Origin of the sequence: Chthonobacter rhizosphaerae, assembly GCF_013839525.1 — a bacterium.
Taxonomy (GTDB): Bacteria; Pseudomonadota; Alphaproteobacteria; order Rhizobiales; family Pleomorphomonadaceae; genus Chthonobacter; species Chthonobacter rhizosphaerae.
On record NZ_JACDIS010000004.1, the window covers coordinates 102,065 to 122,391 of the forward strand.

A 20,327-nucleotide genomic window follows, 5' to 3' on the forward strand; every position below is an offset into this window, starting at 1 on the left:
CCTATCCTGCGCTCCCGAACCGTCACCCCGGCGCAGGCCGGGGCCCAACCGACCGCGCCGTCACCCTCGAGCTTCCGGCCAACGCTGCCGACGGCCGTACCCCGGCCTCCGCCGGAACGACGGCTCGGCACGGTGACGCGCCCCTTCGCCCGCCCCATCCCATCCCTCCCGCTCCCGCTTGATCCCCGCATCCGCAGCCCCTATACGAAACCGCCTATCCGTTGGGCACCTTGCCCACCTCCTCGGCGCCGGCGATCCGTCGCCCGTCGCCGCCTCCGGACCGCGTCCCCGCATCATGACCGCCGCGCCGATCGAAACGCCGCCCTCCGCGCCCCCGCCGGCGCGTCCGCCCCGTGGCCGGGCGGCCGTCGCGCTCCTCGGCGTCAGCCTGGTGCTGGTGTCCTTCAATCTCCGGCCGATCTTCCCGTCGCTCTCCGCCGTCCTGCCGGACGCGACGCGGGACCTGCAGCTGTCGGCGGCCTTCACCAGCCTCATCACCACCTTGCCGGTGCTCTGCCTCGGCCTGTTCGCGCCCTTCGCGCCGGGCCTCGCCCGCCGGTTCGGGGCGGAGCGCACGGTCATGCTGGCGATGACGCTGCTCGCCGTCGGCACCGCGCTCCGCGGCCACGGCAGCGCGGCCGGCCTGATGGTCGGGTCGCTCGCCGCCGGCGCGTCGATCGCGATCGGCAACGTCCTGCTGCCGAGCCTCGTCAAGCGCGATTTCCCGGCCTCCGCCGCCCTGATGACCGGCCTCTACACCATGGCGCTCTGCGGCGGCGCGGCGCTCGCGGCCGGCGTCACCGTGCCGCTGGAGCAGGCGGCCGGCGGCAGCTGGCGGTTCGCGCTCGCGGTCTGGGCCCTGCCGGCGCTCCTGGTGGCCGGGCTCTGGATCGTCCAGCAGCCGCGCAACGCGCCGGCCCCCGCCGTCCGCGTGGCCGGCGCCGGGCCGCGTCGCCGGCTCTGGCGCGGCCTCGCCCACGACCGGCTCGCCTGGCAGGTGACGCTCTTCATGGGGCTCCAGTCGGCCCTCGCCTACATCGTGTTCGGCTGGCTCGCCCCCATGCTGCGCGACCGGGGCCTCTCCGCCGTCGACGCCGGGCTGGTGGTGTCGGTCTGCGTCCTCGCCCAGACGGTGTCGTGCCTCGCGGCGCCGGGCCTTGCGGTGCGCGGGCGCGACCAGCGGCTGATCGCCGTCACCATCGTGGCCTGCGCGGTGTTCGGCCTGTTCGGCTGCTTCTACGCGCCGCTCTGGACCGTGTGGGGCTGGGCCGTCCTCCAGGGCATCGGCCAGGGCAGCCTGATCGCGGTCGCCATGACGATCATCGTGCTCCGCTCGCCGGACAACCTGGTGGCCGCCGAGCTGTCCAGCATGGCCCAGTCCGTCGGCTACTGCCTCGCGGCCGCCGGGCCGCTCCTCGCCGGCCTCCTTAACGGCTGGACGGGCAGCTTCACCGGCACCGCCGTGCTGGTCGGCCTTCTCGGCCTCGGCGCCAGCGCCGCCGCCCTCGGGGCCGGGCGCGCCCGCCTCGTCAAGGCCGATCCGCCCGGCTGACCGCCTCCGCCGGCCCGCCTCGCCCGACGCCGAAGCGACCCGCCCGGGCCGCCGCCCGCCCGCGTCTGCTCGGCTCGCGCTTTCGATCAATTTGTTCGGCTGTGTATGCTAGCAGACATACGGCCGCCGTTTCGTCATGTTAGACAATGCGCGTAGCATGCCGACGTTGTAATATGTTCGGTGGCGGGGGCGGGTGATGCAAGTCGTTGCAAGGAATGACGTTTTTTCTCAGGCGCGGTATCGGAACCGTTTGCTCGACGCGTTGAGGCAGCCGGATGCGGAGCTTCTCGCCGGCGCGTCGGAGCGGGTGACGCTGGAGCGCGGCCAGGTCCTGTTCGAGCCGGGCGACGACGTCGGCGTCGTCCACTTCCCGTGCGGGCCGACGATCGCGGCGCTCATCGTCACCATGGAGAACGGCGCCGTGGTGGAGACCGCCACCATCGGCCGCGAAGGCGCGGTCGGCGGCATCGTCAGCCAGGGCAACCTGCCGGCCTTCGCGCGCGGCGTGGTGCAGGTTGCCGGCCCGGCGATCCGGATCGACGCGACCCGCCTCCAGGAGCTGAAGGCCCGCTCGGTCGCCATGCGCAACCTGTTCGCCCGCTACGCGGACTGCCTGCTGGCGCAGATCCTCCAGTCGGTCGCCTGCAACGCGCTCCATCCCATGGAGGGCCGGTGCGCGCGCTGGCTCCTGGCCCTGCAGGATCGGATCGGCGGCGAGGACCTGCCGGTCACCCAGCAGACCCTGGCGGACCTTCTCGGCGTCCAGCGCACCTACCTGTCGCGCGTGCTCGCGTCCCTGCAGCGGCGCGGCCTCGTCCGGTCGAACCGGGGCGTGATCCGCATCCACAGCCGCGACGAGCTGGAGAAGGCCTCGTGCGAGTGCTACGCCGCCGTGCGCAGCCATTACGACGCCGTCCTCAGCGGCATCTACCCGACCGCGCCGCTCGCCACCGGCACCGGCGGCCCGGCCGCCCCGGGGGTGCTGCCATGACCCGCCGCGCGGCCCCGCCCCGCATCCGGCCGTCCGGCCGTCCCGTCCAACGGAGGCGCCCGCGATGACCGCAGCTCCCAGTCCGGCGTGCGAGGACCCGGTCGAGTCCCGCCTGGAGCGGGACGCCGCCCGGATCCTGGCCGAGACCGGCGCCACGAGCCTCACGGTGCGGTTCGCCGACCGGCCGGACTGGCATGCCGGCGCGCGGCCGCAGGACGACCTGGAGATCCTGATCGACACCATCCCGCACATCGCCTGGCGGGCCGACCCGGAGGGCCGGCTCACCTATGTGAACGCCCGCTACGTCGACTACATCGCCGACGACAGGACCGGCTCCCTCGGCGACCGCTGGCTCGCCATCGTCCACCCGGACGACCGGGAACTCAGCGCCGTCTCCTGGGCCGCCGCCGTGGCCGCCGGGCGCGAGCATCACCTGGAACACCGGCTGAAGGTCCGCTCCGGCGCCTATCACTGGTTCGTGTCGCGCGGCATTCCGGTGCGCACCGCCGACGGCACCATCACGGGCTGGTTCGGCACCGCCACGGACATCGAGACGGAGAAGCGCACCGCCGAGGCGCTGTCGCTCCTCAGCCGCGAGCTCGTCCACCGCATCAAGAACATCTTCGCGGTCGTCTCCAGCCTCGTCCACCTCAGCTTCCGCGGCCCCCTCGCGGCGCGCGGCGAAGTGGCGACGCTCCAGGAGCGGATCGCCGCCCTCGCCAGCGCCCACGAGCACGTGCGGCCGCAGAGCCCCTCGGACCGGCGGGAGGCCAATCTCCTCGCCCTGGTGACGTCCCTGATGGCGCCCTACCGCCATGCCGCCGCCGAACGGATCCGGATCGCGGGCGACGACCTGCCGGTCGGTCCGCACGCCGCCGGCGCGCTCGCCCTCGTGCTTCACGAGCAGGCGACCAACGCGGTCAAGTACGGCGCCCTGGCCGATCTCGGCGGCGAGGTGTCGATCCGCGTCGACGCCTCGGCCGACCACGTGCTGATCCGATGGACCGAGACCGGCGGCCCCCCGGTGGCCGGTCCGCCCCGCCGGCGCGGCTTCGGCACCGATCTGGCGGCCCGCAGCGTCGCCGACCAGCTCCAGGGCCGGATGGACTACGACTGGCGGCCCGAGGGCCTCGCCATCGAGATCAGCGTCCCGGCGCTCTCCCTCCACCGCTGACGCCGCCGCGTCGGCCCCGGTCGGGCGCCGTCCGGCTCAGGCCGGAACCGGCGCGGAGGCGTCGCCGGTCGGCAGCGGCACGGTCAGGTTCACGAGCGCCCGCACCGGCAGGTGGTCGGAGGCGACGCGGGCGAGCGGGCTCTGGTGCACCACCGTGGTCTCCACGGTGCCGTGCGGCCAGCCGAGAATGCGGTCGAGCGCGAAGATCGGCCGGCGCGACGGGAAGCTCGGGTGGCTCTGGAGGGCCGGCCCGAACAGGGGCTCCAGCTCCGCCAGCGGGCTGTCCGGCCGGCCGGGCCGCCATTCGTTGAAGTCGCCCATCAGCACCGTCGGCATCGGGTCGCTTCGGTCGATCGCCTGCACGAGCGCCGCCGCCTGCTGGCGCCGCGACTGGCGCAGAAGGCCGAGGTGCGCCGCCACCACCCGAAGCCGCCCGCCCGGCAGGTCCAGTTCCGCCATCACGGCGCCGCGCGGCTCCGCGTAGGGCAGCGTCAGGCGCTTCACCCGCATGGCGGTTCCGGCCCGCACGAAGATGGCGTTGCCGTGCCAGCCGTGGCTCGCCGGCCGCACGGCCACGGGCACCAGCGTCAGCCCCGCCTCCTTCTCGATCCGCGTGAGGTCGAGGAGGCCCTGGCGGATGCCGAGCCGCCGGTCCGCCTCCTGGAGGGCGAGCACGTCCGCGTCGAGCTCCCGGATCACCTGGAGGATCCGGTCCGGGTCGAAGCGGCCGTCGGTGCCCACGCACTTGTGGATGTTGTAGGAGGCCGCCACCAGCCGTCCGGCCCGGGCCTCTCCGTCGGGAAACAGCGCGGCGGCTTCGGCCCTCGGCAGCACGCTGTCCAGAAGTTCGGCGATTCGTCGGCGGCGCCCTCGCTGGCGCAAGCCATCGAAGGCTGTCCGGAACCTCGAACGTCTTTCGGTCATCGGCACCATCTCGTCCGTCAGTGAGGCCAGGCCGGCTGCTCGCGCTTGGAGCATTCTCCGATCAAGTTGCACGGCTTGATCGCCGAGAGAACGCTCCAGCTTCTTGAATCTGGAGCGATTTCTTGTCGACCTGACGATTCCGTCAGGTCGGAAAGCGCTTAGCCAAGAACGGCGCGAAGGGCAACCGGTCAACGGCGAACGCCCGGAGTGGGCCGCCCGTTCACCGCGCGCGCCGCCCTCGTGCGTCCGGGCCCGGCCTGGACAATCGATGGTGCAGAAAAACGGCCGCTCCGTCGCGCGGAGCGGCCGTGGATCAGCGGCGGCCCGTCGTCCGGGACGGAGAGCCGGGATCGTGCAAGGTCAGCCGGTCCGCGGGCGCGAGCGTCGCACCGATGGTGCGTCGCGCCGATTCGGCCGGCTTTGCTGCGGTCGGAGGAGAGGAAGCGATGCCAGGGAGGACGGCACCGGTTCCACCGGATGCGGTGGAATGCCCCCCACCGCGTGGCCAAGAAGAGCACGCGGCCCGCGCCGCCGAAAGTCGGGGCGAACCCTATCGGCATTCCTTCGCCGAGAGGCGGCGTAAAAACCAAGGCGTGTGGGGCATCAGGCAGCCGCAACCGGCCGTACCAGCCGCGAGCCCGGTGCCGCTGTCCGCGTCCTTCGTCTCGGCCGCGTGGCCCGGGCCAGCGCCCGGCCGGTCGCCGCGCTGGCGGACGCCAGCGTCAGCGCCCAGCCGATGCCGGCCGCCACCCAGGCGATCAGCCCATCGAGCCCGCGGCCGATCACGAGGGCCGATCGGCCGAGGATCTTCAGGGTCGCCCGGGTGCCGTCCCCGAACCGGTCGGCGAGGCGCGCCGCGCGCGACAGGTCGGCCGCGTCGTCGGCGACCTTCAGGGCGTCGGCCACGGCCGCGGCGCCTGCCCGCCCGTTGAGACGGGCCACGTCGCGGGCGAGCGCCAGCATGGGCGCGACGCCGTCCGCGCGCGTCGCCGCCTTCAGGGCGGCCCGGTCGCCGCTGCGGAGCGCCCGGCCGAGCGTTGCCGGGTCCACCGCCCTGCGGGCGAGCCGGGCGAGATCCGCCGCCAGATTGGCCGACAGCCGCCCGGCCCGGGCGGCGGCCTTCAGCACGGTCAGGCCGGCCCGCGCGGGGGTCGCCGCCCCGAGGGACGACCACGTGGCCGCCGTGACGGCGAGCCCGGCCGCCGACAGGCCGGCCACGAGCACGTCCGGTTCCTGGCCGTCCAGAAGCTTCCAGCCCTCGCGGCCGAGGTCGCGCACGTCGCCGATGCCGACGAGGTCGCCGGCGAGCGCCCCGGCGAGGCTCGCGCCGTCGTCCACCGCGCCCGTCGCCGCTCCGACGGCGAACGACCGGGCCGTCCGCAGGACGCCGCCCGCGGAGGCGGCCAGCACGGCCGCGCGCCGGCCAGCGTCCACCGGCACGGCCCGGTCGTCGGCGAGCGCGAGAAGGCTTGCGGCGAGGTCGTCATCGCCGTCCGCGAGGGCGGCGTCGATCTCGGCCGCCACCCGGTCCGCCGTCAGGTCCTCCGAGAGGCGCAGGTCCGCCAGCCGCGCCGGATCGTCCGCAGCGGCGACGAGGCGCGCGGCCACGATGGCGGGCGGCAGCACCTGGGGCGCGGCCGCCAGGAGACCGACGAAGGTCACCAGCAGCGCGAGAGCGCGAAATCGACGTATGAGGGGGGCCGGCGGATGGATCACGCCGGCGATGCTCGCGCGCCATTGCGGCGCTTTGAGGGGCGCGTCGGGCCGCCCGCGCGCGGCCCGGCCGGTTCTCGCCCGCTCCGGATCCGTCGTTCGGTAACCGCGTTCACGGCTCCGCCGTCACGGCCCGGTGTTCACAGGCCCATGTCCATAGGCCCCACGTCCATAGGCCCCATGTCCATAGGCCCCGTGTCTGTGGGCCCGGTGTCTACAGACCCATGTCGGGGGCGTAGAGGCAGATGGTCTTGGTGTCGTCCAGGCCGCCCACGGAGCAGCGGTGGAAGTCCCCGTCGCGGGAATGGCGCACGAGCGCGTAGGGGATCACCTCGCCGGTCTGGCGGATGCGCCACCCGACCCGGGTGGCCTGCACCTCGGCCGCCGACACCGGTCGGCAGTCCTGGCTACTGCAGCAGACGACGTCATAGGTCCATCCGGTCGCCGCCTCGTGGGCATGGGTGGCGGATGGCGGGACAAGCGCCGTGCCGAGCACGGCAAGACCGACGGCCAATGGCTTCATGGGGATTTCCTCGGATCGCCCCGACCGGCATCAACCGTTTGCCATCGTGATTGATCCCACTTTGAAACCCGAAATAAAGCGGGCATCCGCCGCCGCAGATCCGGGAATAAAACGGAGCGGGCCGGCGGGCATGCGCGCCGGAAAGTCGGGCGCGCGGGTTTTCGCCCCATCCTCAACCGGGCGGGTGGAACGATCCGGCTGCTTGGGCGTACCCGTCAGCCGGGCCGCCCCTCCGTCACCGCGTCGGTCCTGATCCCTTGCCGGCAGAAGGCCTGAATCGATGCCCCCAACTCCCCCCGACGGCCGGGCTCGCGTCGTCTTCGCGGCCGTCTGCGCCGCCGCCATCGCGGCGGTCCTCGCGATCGTGTTCCTGTCCGACGCCGGCCCGACGCGCACCGGCGGGGAGCCGGATCCCCCGTCGACCGGCAGCCTGCCGTCTGGCGCGCCCTGACGCCGACCTCGCGACGCCGCGCGAGGTCGGACGGGGTCGGTCCTCAAAGGACGGTCGGCACGCCCGGGATGGCCGGCACGGGGTCAAGGTCCGGCGTGGGATTGGGCAGGTCGCTCTGGGGCTCCCCGTCGATCACCTTCTGGCGCTCGACGTCGGTCGGGTCCTCGGGCATCTTCTCCGTCCCCGGGTTCGTGGGCTTGGGTTTCGGCAGTTCGGTCGGCATGACGGTCTCCCTCGTGTCGATCCTCGGGTCCATGGGTCAACCGGTGGCGGCTGGCGTGGTTCCGCACCGGCCGCCGCCCACGCGGGGATCCGGTCGGCTGCGGTCGGCCGGCGCATGAGAATGGAGGACGGACGGCATTGACCGGACGGCGATGGATCGCGGCGGTGCTCGGGATGGCGGTCGGGGTCGCGGCGTTGGCCGCGGCCCGTCCGGCCCTCGCCCGCGACGAGACGGTGCACGAGGCCATCTGCCGGCTGATCGAGACCGCGGCGGCGGAGCACGAGCTGCCGGTGCGCTTCTTCACCCGGCTGATCTGGCGCGAGAGCAGCTTCCGGAAGAGCGTCACCAGCCGGGCGGGCGCCCAGGGCATCGCCCAGTTCATGCCGGGCACCGCGTCGGAGCGCGGCCTCGTCGATCCGTTCGACCCGGAACAGGCCATCCCGGCTTCGGCGTCCCTTCTCGCCGATCTGAAGGCCCGGTTCGGCAATCTCGGGCTCGCCGCCGCCGGCTACAACGCCGGGCCGCGCCGGGTGGAACGCTGGCGGTCGGGCGAGGCCGGGCTTCCGTTCGAAACCCGCGCCTACGTGCGCTTCGTCACCGGAGCCGAGGCGGACGATTGGCTGGAGGGCGAGCCCGCCGCGCCGCCCGCCACCGAGCCGGAGCGCTGCCTCACCGTCGTGGCGGCCATCCGCACCGAACTGCCGTCGTCCGAAGGCCTCTACGACGGCCCGATGGCGCCCTGGGGCGTGCAGCTCGCCGGCAACTATTCCAAAGCCCGCGCGCTCGCCAGCTTCGCCCGGCTGCAGACCCGTCACGCCCGGGTGCTGGCCGACCTGGAGCCCCTCGTCATCGGCACCCGCGTCGGCGGGCGCGGGCCGAGCCGCTTCTACCGGGTCCGCATCCCGCTCCAGACCCGCGGCGAGGCGAACGCCCTCTGCCGCCGCCTCCGGGCCGACGGCGGCAGCTGTCTCGTCCAGCGGAACTGACGCCACGGCCGTCGCGAATCAGCGACGAAACACGAATATATCGACCGGTCCATCACAACCTGCACGCGGAACATCAACGAAGCTCATCAAACTGATCGGCTTCCGTTATCCGCCGCAAGCATACCCCGGAATTGCCTATAGGCTTCCGCGCTATGAAATCCGTAGTTGACGTTGCGCTTTCAGAACTATTGCATAGGGCTTGCAGGTGCGTTTAATTCCCTTCCGCCATGGCTGCTTCAGTTCTGGTCTTGCCGCGGCGGCAAGCCGTATCCACGCCGCTGAGCCAGGGCCGGCCCGGCGCGGCGGGATGGAAACGGCCCGGCTGCGTGGGGGGAGTTGGCGCCATATGCGGATCAGGGACATCGAAATCATCGTCCGCATTTCCGAGACGGGGAGCTTCTCCAAGACGGCGGACCTGTTGAGCATCTCGCAGCCCGCGGTCTCGCTGGCGGTCAAGCGCGCCGAGGACGAACTGAAGGCCCGCATCTTCGACCGGTCCGGCTCCAGCGTCACCGTCACGCCGGCGGGCGGCCAGATCGTCAAGTCCTTCGCCAAGATGCTGGACATCTACACCGAGGTGCAGATCACCTCCAACTCCGCCACCAAGATCAAGATCGGCATCTCGCCCCTCCTCAGCGGCCGGGACGTCACCAAGTTCCTGCGCCACGCCCTCAGCGAGGAGCCGGCCACCTTCGACATCGAGTTCCTGGACAGCCGCGACATCGCGCTCCGGACCGACTTTGACATCAAGATCGTGATTCCGGCGCTGCGCCGCCGCTCCAACCTCTACATCGACTTCCCGGCCCGCTGGATCGGCACCGACAACGGCACCTTCATCTATTCCAAGCAGGAATCCGCCGTTTGGGAGCGGGCCAAGTACGTGCTGATCGAGCAGGGCTTCCGGGTCGACAACGTCATCGAGGTGAACGACTGCGGCTACGCCTACCACATGGCCACGTCCGGGGCCGGATTCACGCCCTGCGTTATCACCAACGACATCGCCTTCGCAGGCTGCACCCTGGAGCACTATCCCGTGCTGCCGGACTTCCGGCTCGACATCTTCTCCACGCCGGAGCTCGCCGTCCGCCTGCGCAACAGCCTCCTCGGCGTGGACACGCCCGCCTACGACGGCGCCGCCCGACCGGCTCAGGCCACCCGCACGTAGCCCATCATGCCGGTCTCCTGGTGCTCGATCAGGTGGCAGTGGATCATCCAGTCGCCGGGGTTGTCCGCCACGAAGGCCACCTCCACCCGCTCCTTGGGATAGAGCAGCACCGTGTCGGCGTGGTGCACCGGCAGCGGCCGCTCGTTGGACGACAGCACCTTCACCGTATGCCCGTGCATGTGGATCGGGTGGATGTGCCGGGTGGTGTTGGCGAGCTCGATCACGTAGGTCGCCCCCCGGCGCAGCACCGCCAGCGGCGGCGGCAGCGACCGGTGCCCGTCCGCCGGCCAGGCGGCCTTGTTGATCGCCCAGAAGGTCCGGTCCGACAGGCAGAGGTCGTCGATCCCCGGCAGGGCCGGCCCGTCGCCGAGGCTCGCCCCCACCGCCGCCCCGGTCGCCGTGGTCGAGACCGCGAACGGCAGCCGCTCCGCCGCGCCGAGGTCCGGCTCCGGAATGCGCGCCCGCCGCAGCGGCGCCGGGTCGAACGCCCCCGCGCGCACCGCCGGTCCCTCCGCCGACAGGGTCGCGAGCACCACCGGCTTCGCCGGCCGCAGGTCGTGCACGACGGCCCGGCCGCCCGCCGCCGGCGTGCGCACGACGACGTCGACCCGCATGGCCGGACCGAGCGTCCAGGCCGCGAGCGGAAACGGCGCCACCGCCACCCCGTCGACCGCCACCACCGCCGCCTCGGCGCCCTCGATCCCCACCGTCACCACGCGCGATGCGTCGATGTTGTAGAGCCTGAGGCGCACGTCCGCCAAGGCCGGCACGGTCGCGGCGGCGAACGGCGCCCCGTTGACGCTGCGGACCGTGCCGAAGCTGCCGGCGCCGCTCGCGCCCCTGTCGGTCAGGAAGGGCAGGAAGCCGCCGTCCTCGCCGATCCGCCAGTCCCGCATGGCGAGCACCACCTCTCCGTCGTAGGGCTCGGTCTCGTCGCCCTCCACGATCAGGAGGCCGGCGAGCCCGCGACCGAGCTGTTCGGCCGTGTTGCAGTGGGTGTGGAAGAAGAAGCTGCCGGTGTCCGGCGGTTCGAAGTCGTAGGTGTGGCTCGCCCCGACGGCCGTCGGCGGCTGGGTCAGGTAGGGCACGCCGTCCTCCGCGTTCGGCAGGCGGATGCCGTGCCAGTGGATGGACGTGTGCTCGCCCGCCCGCGGCAGGGCGTTGACGAGCCGGGTGCGCAGCCGGTCGCCCAGCCTCATGCGGACCACCGGCAGCACGTCCGTCTCCGAGAAGGTCCAGAGCGGCAGCGTCCGGCCGCCGAAGCAGGGCAGCGACCGCGGCCGTTCCGCGGCCACGAGGTCGAGCGCCACGGTCCGGCCGGGGGCCGGCTCCGCCATCGGGCCGAGCGGCGCGGCGGCCGGCCGGCGGACCGGCGCCGCGGCGGCGCCGGCGGCCGTCATGGCTCCGGCTGCGAGGAGAAGCGTCCGGCGGGTGAGCAAGCGATGGCCTCCCAGGCGAGCGTCGGCGAGGAGCGTCTTCGGCTTGCGGCAAGGCTGGCGTGACGGCGATCCGTCATCCCAGACACGGGCGTCACCGTCAATCCGGGTCGTCGCGAACGCGGACCGGACGGCGGCCATCCCGCCCGGGCGCCCGGGCCTTTTGCCGGCCTCGGAAGCCTCGCGCGGGAAACAACGCGACAACGCCTGCGGGCTTGGCTATGGGATCGGCGTCCCCCGTCCCCGGCCGCCGCGCCCCGCGAAGAGGTTGAACGCCGCCCATGTCCATCGCGCTGGAAGTCTGCGTCAGTGACGTCGCCGGCCTCGACGCCGCCGTCGCCGGCGGCGCGGACCGGATCGAGCTGACGTCCGCCCTGGAGCTCGGCGGCCTCACCCCGAGCGCCGGCCTCATGGACGTTGCCGCCGGGGCCGCCGTGCCGGTCCACGCCATCGTGCGGCCGCACCCGGGCGGCTTCGTCTACGACGACCGGGCGCTCGACGTGATGATCCGGGATATCGGGGCGGCGCGCCGGGCGGGCCTCGCCGGGGTCGTCGTCGGCGCCAGCCGTCCGGACGGGCGGCTCGACGAGACGGCGCTCCGCCGGCTCGTGGCGGCGGCGGACGGCCTTTTCGTCACGCTCCACCGGGCCTTCGACCTCGCGCCCGATCCCCTGGAGGCGCTGGAGCTCGCGGTCGGCCTCGGCATCGGGCGCATCCTCACGTCGGGCGGCGCGGTCGCCGCCCTCGACGGCGCCGACACGATCGCCGCCGTGGTGCAGGCGGCCGCGGGCCGCGTCGCCGTCATGGCCGGCGGCGGCGTTCGGGTCGAGACGGCCGACCTCCTCGTCGGCAGAACCGGCGTCCGCGACGTCCACGCCTCCTGCTCGGTGCCGACCACGCCGGGCGATCCCCGCGTCACGGCGCTCGGCTGGGGACCGCCCCTCATGCGGCGGACCGATCGGGCCACCGTGGAGGCCATGCGTCACAAGCTGAACGGCGTCTTCGCCCGCTAGGATATCCTCCGGACCGCCCGATCGAAGGCGCTCCCGTCACGATGCCGGCTTGGCGGACAGTCCCGCGTGCGCGCCGGTCTCCGGCTGGCGCGTGCCCAGCGAGCGCTCGGTGATGAAGCGCGACGGGTCGCTCGCCGGCGGCACGGTGCGCACCACCTCGCGCGGCCGCAGCGTCTCGTCCCCGCTGGCGGCGAGTTCCCGCCGCACCGCGTCCACCAGGTCCCGCTGCAGGTCGCCGTATCCGGCGTGGCTCGCCCACAGGCGCCAGGTCAGCACGACGGCGTCGGCGGTCACCTGGTCCAGGAAGGCGACCGGCGGCGGGTCCTGGCGGATCGCCGGTCTGGCCGCCGCCACCCGGTCGAGCGCGTCCCGCGCCCGGTCCGGGTCCGCCCCGGCGGGCAGGCTGATCTGCAGGCTGAGGAGCCGGCCGGCGTTCCGGCTGTGGTTCCTCAGCGGCATGTTCCAGATGGCGCTGTTCGGCACGAACACGTAGATGCCGTCGAAGGTCTTCAGCTCGCACACGAAGAGGCCCACGTCCTCCACGATGCCGGCCCACTGTCCGTTCGCCACCTCCACGTAGTCGCCGATCCGGAACGGCCGCAGCCACAGGAGCATGATGCCGGCCGCGATGTTGGTGAGCGTGCCCTGGAGGGCGAGGCCGATGGCGAGGCCCGCCGCGCCCAGCACCGCCAGCAGCGAGGCGGTCTGCACGCCCACCTGCCCGAGCGCCGCCACCACCACCAGGATGATCACCGCATAGCGCACCACCGCCGCCACCACCGGCCGGACGGTCGGGTCCATGTGGGTGCCGCCGAGGATGCGCTGGACGATGCGGCCGATCCAGGCGGCCAGCATCAGGCCGACCACAAGGATGATCAGCGCCAGGGCGAGGCGCGGCAGGAAGGCGACCGCCCAGGTCCAGACCATGGCGGTATAGGCGTCGAGTTGGCTCGGCGCGTCTGTCGGCATCGGGGTCTTCCGTCCTGATGGTGCGTGTCGGTGGAGGATAGCGCGAAACGGCGCGCGCGTTCAGCCCATGCGTCCGGGCCGTGCCGGCGCCGCGGCCGCCGTGCGGGGCGGACGCGGCGCGGGATCCGGGAAGGCGCCAGGGGCGGGTCAGTCCTGGGGCGCGCCCACCGTGTCGGCCATCAGGGCGCCCCGCCGGCCCGCCGGCGCCGGCGGGCCGGTGGTGCTGTCCTTCAGGGTCTGGTGCTCGATCTCGGCATTGAGCTCGGCCCCGACCAGGACCACGGTCGCGGACAGCCAGAGCCAGGTCATGAAGGCGATCACGGCGCCGAGCGAGCCGTAGGTCTCGTTGTAGGAGCCGAAGTTGGACGCGTAGTAGGAGAAGCCCACCGACACCGCGACGAAGAGCACCGTGGCGACGACCGAGCCCCAGGTCACCCAGCGCCACTTGGCCGTGGCCCGGCTCGGGCCGTAGCGGTAGAGGGTCGCGATCGCGAGGCTCACGATCACGAACAGGATCGGCCAGCGGCCGTAGCGCAGCAGAAGCTCGCCGACGACGCCGAGCCCGAGCGCGTCGAGGACGGCGGGCAGCACGACGAGCACGCCGATCGCCACGATCAGGAACACCACGGTCAGCAGCGTGAACATCAGCGTCAGGGCGTTGAGCTTGATGAAGCTGCGCTTCTCCGTCTCGCCGTAGGCCACGTTGAGGGCGTCGAACAGCGCCTTCATGCCGGCGTTGGCGCTCCAGAGGGCGACCGCGAGGCCGAACACGAAGCCGAAGCCGAGGGCGTTGCTGTCGTTGGCGGCCAGTCGCTGCATCTGCTCGCCGAGGATGCCCATGGCTTCCGCCGGCAGCACGCCGGACAGGGTCTCAAGGTGCCCGCCCACGGTGGCCGGGTCGGCTACCAGCCCGTAGAGCGACACGAAGGCGGCGAGGAAGGGAAAGATGGCGAGGAGGCCGTAGAAGGCGACGCCGGCGCCGACCGCGACCACCCGGTCCGTGCCGATCTGCGACCAGGTGCGCCAGAGCACGTCCTTCCAGCCTCGCGCCGGGATTTCCGAGGGCCGCGTGGCGTGCCGGCCCCGGGCGGCGTCGTCCGCCTGCGCCGGGCGACCGGCGGCGCTCTCCGTCGCCGGATCGGGCAGCGACCGCTCCGACGTTCCGGAAAAACGATAGCGCGGCCGCGGACGCCCGGACGTCGCCTGCCAGGCGAGCCCGACCGCCACGGCCAGCGCCAGCGCGTCGGCGACCCCCTTGCGGTTGGCGCCGCTTCCGCGGCCGCCCGTTCCCATCACACCCTGGTCGCTCATGCCCAGCTCCGTTGTCCAGCCTTCGGGGGTGAAATGCGGCGGCGCACCACTTTGTTTCCGCCGCGCCGCCCGGTTTCCGCCCCGGCGGCGGCGTCGGCTCCCCAGGCGAAGCCCGTCCCGCGGGCGCAGCCCGCCCCGGCGGCGGGCCGCGCCGCCCGGCCGGGGTCACGCGATGGCGCGGAACTGCTGGGTCGTGTCCGGGTCCACCTCCACGGCGTGGTCGAAGCCCGCGCCGGACCAGACCCTGGCGCGGATCACCGCCTTGCCGTCCTCCACGCAGATGCGCTGGTAGGCGTTCGGCTCGTCGCGGAGCCGCGTGGAGGTGGCGGACGCGGTCTGCACCACCACCATCGGGGCGGCGTCGCGCGGGCGCACGTCCGTGCGCCGCGGGTCCACGGCCGCCGGCTCCACCACGCGCAGGTAGCCCCGGTGCAGGTGGCCGGCGAGGGCCAGGCGCACGCCGTGGTCCTCGAACATGCGCAGCGCCTCGTCGGCCCGGCCCACCACGCGGGTGTCCGGCGCGTAGGGCGGCGGCAGGAAAGGATGGTGGCCGACCACGATCTTGAACTTGTGGTCCGGCGCCCGCTTCAGCCGGCGGGCGGTGCGCTCGATCTGGTCGCCGCTGATCCGCCCGTGCGACCAGTCGAGCTCGAAGGCGGCGCGCCGGGCGGTGTTGATGCCCACCACGAACAACTCGTCGTCCTCGTAGGTCGGCTCCACCTCCTTGTGGATGTAGCGCCGGTAGCGCCGCCAGGGATCGAAGAAGCGCTGGAACAGGTGGTGGAACGAGATGTCGTGGTTGCCCGGCACGGCGAACCACGGCGCCTCCAGCCGTCCCACGAAGGCCTTGGCGTCGCAATATTCGCGCCGCTTCGCCCTCTGGGTGAAGTCGCCGCTGATGATCACCAGGTCGGGCGTATAGGCGTTGATGTCGTCGACGAGGGCCTCCACCACGGCGTCGTCGACCCGCCCGAAGTGAAGGTCGGAGATGTGGGCGATCCTCTTCATCGGCGGTCCTTCCGGCTCGTTGGCCGCCGGCTCGGGCGGCCCGGCCGCCACGTCCGGCGGCCCGAGCGGTCAACCACCGATGCCGGGCCCGGTTCCCGGCCACCCGCCTACCGGCCGCAGCCGGCCTGCGGTCGGCCGTCCCGGTCGGCCCCCTCAGGCCCGGGACGCGCCCGCCTCACCCCGCCGGGGCGCCCGACCGGCGCAGCCGGATCTCGATCCGCCGGCGCTCCGCCACATTGGCGAAGGTCGCGCCCTCGATCACCCGGCCGTCGGTGCCGATCAGATGGGCGGCGGAGAGCGGCAGGATGTCGAGCCCCTGCAGCCGGGCGTCCCCGGCCAGCGCCTTCGACACCGCCACCGCCCGGGCGAGCCCCAGCCCGGCGTTGTCAGCAGGCACCAGCCGGTCCACCGGCTGCCCGCCGCGCACCACGTCGAGGAGCGCCCCGTCGAGGTTCGACACCCGCTCGCGGGCGACCGGCTGCTCGTCCGTGTGGCCGATCACCTCGATCACGTCCACGTCGTAGCGGTCGACGAGCTCCTTCAGCCGCGCGGCGGTGCGGTCGTGCAGGCGGGCGGCGAAGTCGGGGCCGAGCGCAGCGCTGCCGGTCTCGAAGTAGAAGCCCTCCCCTTCGCGCAGCGTCAGGATGGGCGGCAGGTCGGTCGGCCTGCCGTCCCGGCCGGGTTCCACGTCCGCGAGGTCGTCGACCCTCTCGCGGAGCGCCGCCATCTCGCGCTCCGCCTCCACCAGCTTGCGGTTGACCGCCTCCTCGCGGGTCCGGCTCTCGGTCACGAAGTCCGCCACCGCGTCCACGGTCAGCGGCGCGTCCGGGGCGACGCCGAGACGCTCGCGGAGCGCGTCGCCGAGCGCCACGTCGGCGACCACCCGCTCCACGCCCTTCTCCTCGGCGAGCGGCGCCAGCGCCTTGATCAGGTCGCTGTCCTCGACGAGCCTGGCCGGGTCGAGCCCCGCCGCCTTCAGCGTCTCCACCGTCCCGTCCGCCGCCACCAGCCGGTCCCAGGTGTCCGCCGGCGCCGGGGCGACCGCCACCGGCGAGGTCGCCCCGAGGCCGTCCGTCACCGCCGCGTCGACCACCGTCGCGTCCGGCGGCGGGGCGAGGCTGGCCAGCCGCGCCTCGTCGCGGAAGCCGTCGAGGAGGGCGCGGGTCTGCAGCGTCTCCACCTTCGCCTGCTGCAGCGCGTCCTCCAGGCCGGCGAGCTTCAGCTTGGCGTCGGCGAGGAGCGCCGCGAGCGCGATCAGCAGGCAGAAGACCAGGAGGAGCAGGAGCTCCGCCATGGTGAGGCCCAGGATGAGGCCCTGGCGGTAGGACCCGTTCTGGCGGTCGACCCCTGGCGTCATCGGGCGGTCTCCTCGATCTCGGCGGCCGCGAAGGCGGCCGGGCTGCGGGTCTCCGGGGCTGCCGCCCCGGGCGGCCCCGGCTCGGGCGGCCTCGGCTCGGGCGGCCTCGGTTCGGGCGGCCTCGGTTCGGTGGGACGGTCCTCGGCCGCGGGCGGCCTCCGCTCGGGCGGGTGGTCCACCGGCGCGTACGGGGCCGCCGGGTCGCCGTCCGGCGGCTGCTCCAGCGGCGCGGTCAGCTGCTCGGCGTGGCGGGCGAGCGCGGCGGCCAGCCGGTCCATGGCGGCGGCGTGGTCGGCGAGGAGCCCGGCCATCCGGTCCACCGCCCGGTCCAGCCCCTCCGACCGCCCGCCGGCGGTCTCCACGGGCCGCGACCCGGCGAGCGGCCAGCGCATTCCGCTCCGCGGCTCCGGCGCGTCGCCGGCGCCGATCCGCCGCGTCGCCCCCTCCAGCGCCTCCGCGAGGGCCGCCGCCTGCTCGCCGAGTCGGCGCAGGTCGTCCAAGCCCTCCTCGGCCGACTGGCGGGCGCTGCGGCGGAAGTGGTTCATCTCCACCACCGTCCCGTCCAGCTCCCGGCGCACCCGCCGGGCGGCATCGGCGAGCTCCAGCCGGGTCACCCGCTCCACCTCCGCCGGATCGCGGCGCATCTGGTTCATGAAGAGGCGCAGCGCGATGCCGGCGATCGTGGTGGCGATCGCGACGCCGAAGTTGCGCACGATCTCCTCCGCCGCCCCCGACACGGTGAACTGCCACAGCGACACGCCGAGCGACGTCAGCGTGAACAGGAAGCCCATGTAGTAGAGGTTGTCGCCGGTCTGGTCGTCGCGCAGCAGCAGCCCCTTGGCGAGGCGCACGGTCGCCGCGTAGGCGATCATGATGGCGACCGGCACGAAGGTCACCCAGCCGGCCGGGATGCCCGCCGTCTTGGCGATCAGGATGTAGAAGGCCCCGAGCGCCACGAAGGCGATGAAGACGAGGGCGTCGAGGAAGCCGGTGGCGTTTCCGCCGTCCGGCGCGTCGGATCGGCCGCGGGCCATCAGCCTGTCCCCTGCAGCTTCACGGCCTCGGTCAGGTGGCCGTTCATGTCCGTCACCCAGCGCTCCCAGAAGCGGATGTGCTCGCCGCTGTCGAACGGCCGCGCGCCCGCCCGCCGCTGCACGTAGAGCACCGTCACGCCGGCGCCGCCGAGGTCCGTGCGCACGTCCGGATAGGCCGGCGAGGCGCGGAACCGCTCGAAGCTGAGGTCGCCGGCGTAGTGCGAATAGTCCGGCGTGTTCTCCAGCATGTCGGAGACCACCACCAGGGTCTTGTCCCGGCCCGCCGCCGCCCGCCCCTCGAAATGGTCGATGGCGATCCGCTGCACCGCCTTCATGATCGGCGACGTGCCGGCCGGGTTCGCCGGCAGGCCGTTGGCGAGGAGGTCCCCGAGCGGCCGGCGGAAGCCCTCCTGGAAGGCCCGTTGCACCGCCTCCGGGTTGGCGGTCAGCTCCGACAGCCCCTCCCCCGTCCCGGGGTTGCAGCGGGAGAACAGCACCCGGCCGGTCGCCCGGTCCGGCTCCAGCACGCGCAGCTCCAGGAGCCCATGGGTCGGCAGCGCGTCCGCGATGTCGAGGACGCGCGTCTCCACCTGCCGCCGCGCCGGCTCCGGCAGGTCGTCCGACACGTCGAGGAGCACCACCGTCACGGCGCGCGGCCCGTCCACCGGGCAGAGCGTCTCGGCCACGAGGGCCGGCGCCGCCTCGATGGAGGCGTTCAGCCACAGGATGGCGCCGAAGCCGGCGGCCGCCAGCAGCGCCAGCGCCGCGCCCGCGGCGATCTTCCAGCCGTCGCCCGCGCCGCCGCGCCGCCTACGCCGTCCGCGCGCCATGGGGCTCCTCCCCGATCAGGTCGTCGATCTGATGATAGCCGCTCACGGCGTCGTCGAAAGCGGCGTGCACCGCCGCCACCTCCCGCTCCAGCAACCCTTGCGTGTCCACGATGGCCTGCCGGAGGTCCGTCCGCGCCGGCCCGGCGAGGTCCGCCGAAACCGGCAGCCGGCGCAGCGTCACCCGCTCGGCGAAGCGCGCCGGCGGCGGCGTCGCCCGCGCCTCCCGGTTGGCGGCGCGATAGAGCGCCAGAAGCGTGTTCGCCGTCGTCTCCAGGTGCGCCTCGTGCGCCTCGAACAGGCGGATCAGCCGGGCGCGCTGGTCCAGGATGGCGTCGTATTCGCCGCGCCGCACGGCGAGGTCCCGGTGCGCGTCCTCCATGGTCTCGATGTTGTCGTCCCGCACTTCGAGGAGCGTGTCGATCAGCTCCTGCTTGCGCCGGATGTAGGTGTCCCGGGCGGTCGTCAGCCGGCGCTCGATGTCGCCGAAGCCCGGATAGGGGTCGACGGTCGCGAAGCCGTCGAGGAGCGCCACCACCGAGAAGAAGAAGCCGATGCCGAAGAAGAGCCACGACTTCACGTCGGCGAGGTCCGCCGGCGCCGCCGTCAGCCGCTCCATCACCAGTCGCCCGGCGTCCGCCTGCAGGGTCGCGGCCACCTCGCGGTAGTGGGCGAGCGCCAGGTTGAGGCCGACCGCGAAGGCGAACCAGGCGGCGAGCCCGACGAGGCCCACGAGCTTGCGGAACAGGTTCCGGTGCACCAGCTCCGGCACGGCGAGCCGGCCGATCAGGAAGCTCGCCATCACGTTCAGCATGGCGAAGGCGAGCGCCTCGGTGGTGCCGCCGAGAAGGCCGGTCGCCGACCCGCGCGCCAGGAAGGCGCCGTTCACCACGGTCTCGATCAGGAGCAGGAAGGCCAGCAGGCCGAACTTCAGCGCCTGGGCGCCGGCGGAAGGCGGGCGCGGCGAGCGCTCCAGCCGGTGCCGGCGCTTGAACGCGTCCTTCTCGGTCTCCAGGTCCCGCAGCGTGCGGCGCAGCCCGTGCAGTTCGTCCCGCCCGGTCGCCGCCTCGGCGCGGAACTCGCTCACCGCCGCCGGGGCCGCATGGCGGATCGCCGCGAAGCGGCCCTCCAGGTCCAGGCCCGCCAGCCGCTCGCCATAGACCTGCAGCTGGTCCATCAGCACCCCGTGGGAGGCCTTCAGCTCCGCGTCCACCCGCTCGACGATCCGGCTCTCCACCTCGTCCAGGGTGGCGCTGTCGGTCGGCGGCTCCCCGGCCGCGCCGCGCTCGCGCCCGCGCTCCTTCAGGCCGAGGTCGGCGGCCACCCGGTCCGGGTCGAGGTCGGCGAAAAGCTCGATGCTCGGCTTCAGGTCGTGCGGCTCCCGCCTCAGGCCCTGCACCAGTCGCGACAACGCATTGGATTTCGCCACGGACACCCTCGATCAGGCCGCGGCCCCTCGCTTCAGGGCCGTCGACTGCTTTCCTTCAGAACGGGTCACCCGGTCTGACTGTTTCTGAACCGGCCCCGCCGTCCCGCACGCGCCGGCGGCGCCCGGAGGTCCCGCGACGGGCGGGCGCCTCCTCCTGCCCGCATGTGCGGTCTTTGTGGCCTTTCTGCAACCGGCGGACCACTCAGCTTCGTCCACCGGCCCACGGCGGGGCAAGGCCTCT

Annotated in this window: 19 protein-coding genes; 7 read left to right on the forward strand and 12 right to left on the reverse strand. The window is 73.5% G+C overall.

Annotated features, from left to right (window positions below; genetic code table 11):
* Nucleotides 1-295: 295 nt before the first annotated feature.
* The 3 genes from HND91_RS08700 to HND91_RS08710 all read left to right on the forward strand — a co-directional run bounded on the left by HND91_RS08700 (nucleotide 296) and on the right by HND91_RS08710 (nucleotide 3,717).
* Nucleotides 296-1,552, forward strand: a complete 1,257-nt coding sequence (locus HND91_RS08700; RefSeq protein ID WP_181706171.1) for a CynX/NimT family MFS transporter — start codon at nucleotides 296-298, stop codon at nucleotides 1,550-1,552.
* A gap of 250 nt (nucleotides 1,553-1,802) precedes the next feature.
* Complete coding sequence (locus HND91_RS08705; protein WP_181706172.1) at nucleotides 1,803-2,543, forward strand: Crp/Fnr family transcriptional regulator; 741 nt, start codon at nucleotides 1,803-1,805, stop codon at nucleotides 2,541-2,543.
* A gap of 64 nt (nucleotides 2,544-2,607) precedes the next feature.
* Complete coding sequence (locus HND91_RS08710; protein WP_181706173.1) at nucleotides 2,608-3,717, forward strand: HWE histidine kinase domain-containing protein; 1,110 nt, start codon at nucleotides 2,608-2,610, stop codon at nucleotides 3,715-3,717.
* Between the two features lie 36 nt (nucleotides 3,718-3,753).
* Here HND91_RS08710 and HND91_RS08715 read toward each other — a convergent pair whose 3' ends face one another.
* The 3 genes from HND91_RS08715 to HND91_RS08725 form a co-directional block, all read right to left on the reverse strand.
* Entirely contained in the window at nucleotides 3,754-4,599 is an 846-nt protein-coding gene (locus tag HND91_RS08715; protein WP_246329373.1) for an endonuclease/exonuclease/phosphatase family protein, read from the reverse strand.
* A 645-nt stretch (nucleotides 4,600-5,244) separates the two neighbouring features.
* Nucleotides 5,245-6,303, reverse strand: coding sequence for a hypothetical protein (locus HND91_RS08720; protein WP_181706175.1), 1,059 nt, complete (start codon nucleotides 6,301-6,303; stop codon nucleotides 5,245-5,247).
* A gap of 265 nt (nucleotides 6,304-6,568) precedes the next feature.
* Nucleotides 6,569-6,877 (reverse strand): hypothetical protein, encoded by a 309-nt coding sequence (locus HND91_RS08725; protein ID WP_181706176.1) that lies wholly within the window; start codon nucleotides 6,875-6,877, stop codon nucleotides 6,569-6,571.
* A 280-nt stretch (nucleotides 6,878-7,157) separates the two neighbouring features.
* Between HND91_RS08725 and HND91_RS08730 the strand changes: the two genes are divergently transcribed.
* Nucleotides 7,158-7,328 carry a hypothetical protein gene (locus HND91_RS08730; RefSeq protein ID WP_181706177.1) on the forward strand — a complete coding sequence of 57 codons (171 nt, stop codon included), beginning with the start codon at nucleotides 7,158-7,160 and terminating at the stop codon, nucleotides 7,326-7,328.
* Between the two features lie 43 nt (nucleotides 7,329-7,371).
* Here the strand turns inward: HND91_RS08730 and HND91_RS08735 are convergent, their stop codons facing one another.
* Nucleotides 7,372-7,551 carry a hypothetical protein gene (locus HND91_RS08735; RefSeq protein ID WP_181706178.1) on the reverse strand — a complete coding sequence of 60 codons (180 nt, stop codon included), beginning with the start codon at nucleotides 7,549-7,551 and terminating at the stop codon, nucleotides 7,372-7,374.
* A 173-nt stretch (nucleotides 7,552-7,724) separates the two neighbouring features.
* On the opposite strand from HND91_RS08735, the gene HND91_RS08740 reads away from it, so the two are divergent.
* Together HND91_RS08740 and HND91_RS08745 are read left to right on the forward strand one after the other, a co-directional pair.
* Nucleotides 7,725-8,537, forward strand: coding sequence for a transglycosylase SLT domain-containing protein (locus HND91_RS08740; protein WP_181706434.1), 813 nt, complete (start codon nucleotides 7,725-7,727; stop codon nucleotides 8,535-8,537).
* Between the two features lie 346 nt (nucleotides 8,538-8,883).
* On the forward strand, nucleotides 8,884-9,702 hold the full coding sequence (locus HND91_RS08745) for a LysR family transcriptional regulator (protein ID WP_181706179.1): 819 nt from the start codon (nucleotides 8,884-8,886) through the stop codon (nucleotides 9,700-9,702).
* On the opposite strand, the gene HND91_RS08750 is transcribed toward HND91_RS08745, so the two are convergent.
* Nucleotides 9,684-11,141, reverse strand: a complete 1,458-nt coding sequence (locus HND91_RS08750) for a multicopper oxidase family protein (protein WP_181706180.1) — start codon at nucleotides 11,139-11,141, stop codon at nucleotides 9,684-9,686. The genes HND91_RS08745 and HND91_RS08750 overlap by 19 nt on opposite strands.
* 278 nt (nucleotides 11,142-11,419) lie before the next feature.
* Between HND91_RS08750 and HND91_RS08755 the strand changes: the two genes are divergently transcribed.
* Nucleotides 11,420-12,151, forward strand: a complete 732-nt coding sequence (locus tag HND91_RS08755) for a copper homeostasis protein CutC (RefSeq protein WP_181706181.1) — start codon at nucleotides 11,420-11,422, stop codon at nucleotides 12,149-12,151.
* Nucleotides 12,152-12,187: 36 nt separating this feature from the next.
* On the opposite strand, the gene HND91_RS08760 is transcribed toward HND91_RS08755, so the two are convergent.
* From HND91_RS08760 to HND91_RS08790, 7 genes are all read right to left on the reverse strand, one after another.
* Nucleotides 12,188-13,120, reverse strand: a complete 933-nt coding sequence (locus tag HND91_RS08760; protein WP_246329375.1) for a mechanosensitive ion channel family protein — start codon at nucleotides 13,118-13,120, stop codon at nucleotides 12,188-12,190.
* Between the two features lie 147 nt (nucleotides 13,121-13,267).
* A complete protein-coding gene (locus HND91_RS08765) occupies nucleotides 13,268-14,431 on the reverse strand; it encodes a YihY/virulence factor BrkB family protein (RefSeq protein ID WP_181706182.1) in 1,164 nt (387 codons plus the stop codon).
* A 165-nt stretch (nucleotides 14,432-14,596) separates the two neighbouring features.
* The gene (locus tag HND91_RS08770) at nucleotides 14,597-15,439 is read right to left on the reverse strand and encodes a metallophosphoesterase family protein (protein WP_181706183.1); all 843 of its coding nucleotides are present in this window, start codon (nucleotides 15,437-15,439) and stop codon (nucleotides 14,597-14,599) included.
* Between the two features lie 175 nt (nucleotides 15,440-15,614).
* A complete protein-coding gene (locus HND91_RS08775) occupies nucleotides 15,615-16,796 on the reverse strand; it encodes an OmpA family protein (protein ID WP_181706184.1) in 1,182 nt (393 codons plus the stop codon).
* Complete coding sequence (locus tag HND91_RS08780) at nucleotides 16,793-17,830, reverse strand: hypothetical protein (protein ID WP_181706185.1); 1,038 nt, start codon at nucleotides 17,828-17,830, stop codon at nucleotides 16,793-16,795. The genes HND91_RS08775 and HND91_RS08780 overlap by 4 nt, the downstream gene beginning before the upstream one ends.
* Nucleotides 17,830-18,660 (reverse strand): hypothetical protein, encoded by an 831-nt coding sequence (locus tag HND91_RS08785; protein WP_181706186.1) that lies wholly within the window; start codon nucleotides 18,658-18,660, stop codon nucleotides 17,830-17,832. The genes HND91_RS08780 and HND91_RS08785 overlap by 1 nt, the downstream gene beginning before the upstream one ends.
* Complete coding sequence (locus HND91_RS08790) at nucleotides 18,641-20,086, reverse strand: hypothetical protein (protein WP_181706187.1); 1,446 nt, start codon at nucleotides 20,084-20,086, stop codon at nucleotides 18,641-18,643. The genes HND91_RS08785 and HND91_RS08790 overlap by 20 nt, the downstream gene beginning before the upstream one ends.
* Nucleotides 20,087-20,327: the final 241 nt, after the last annotated feature.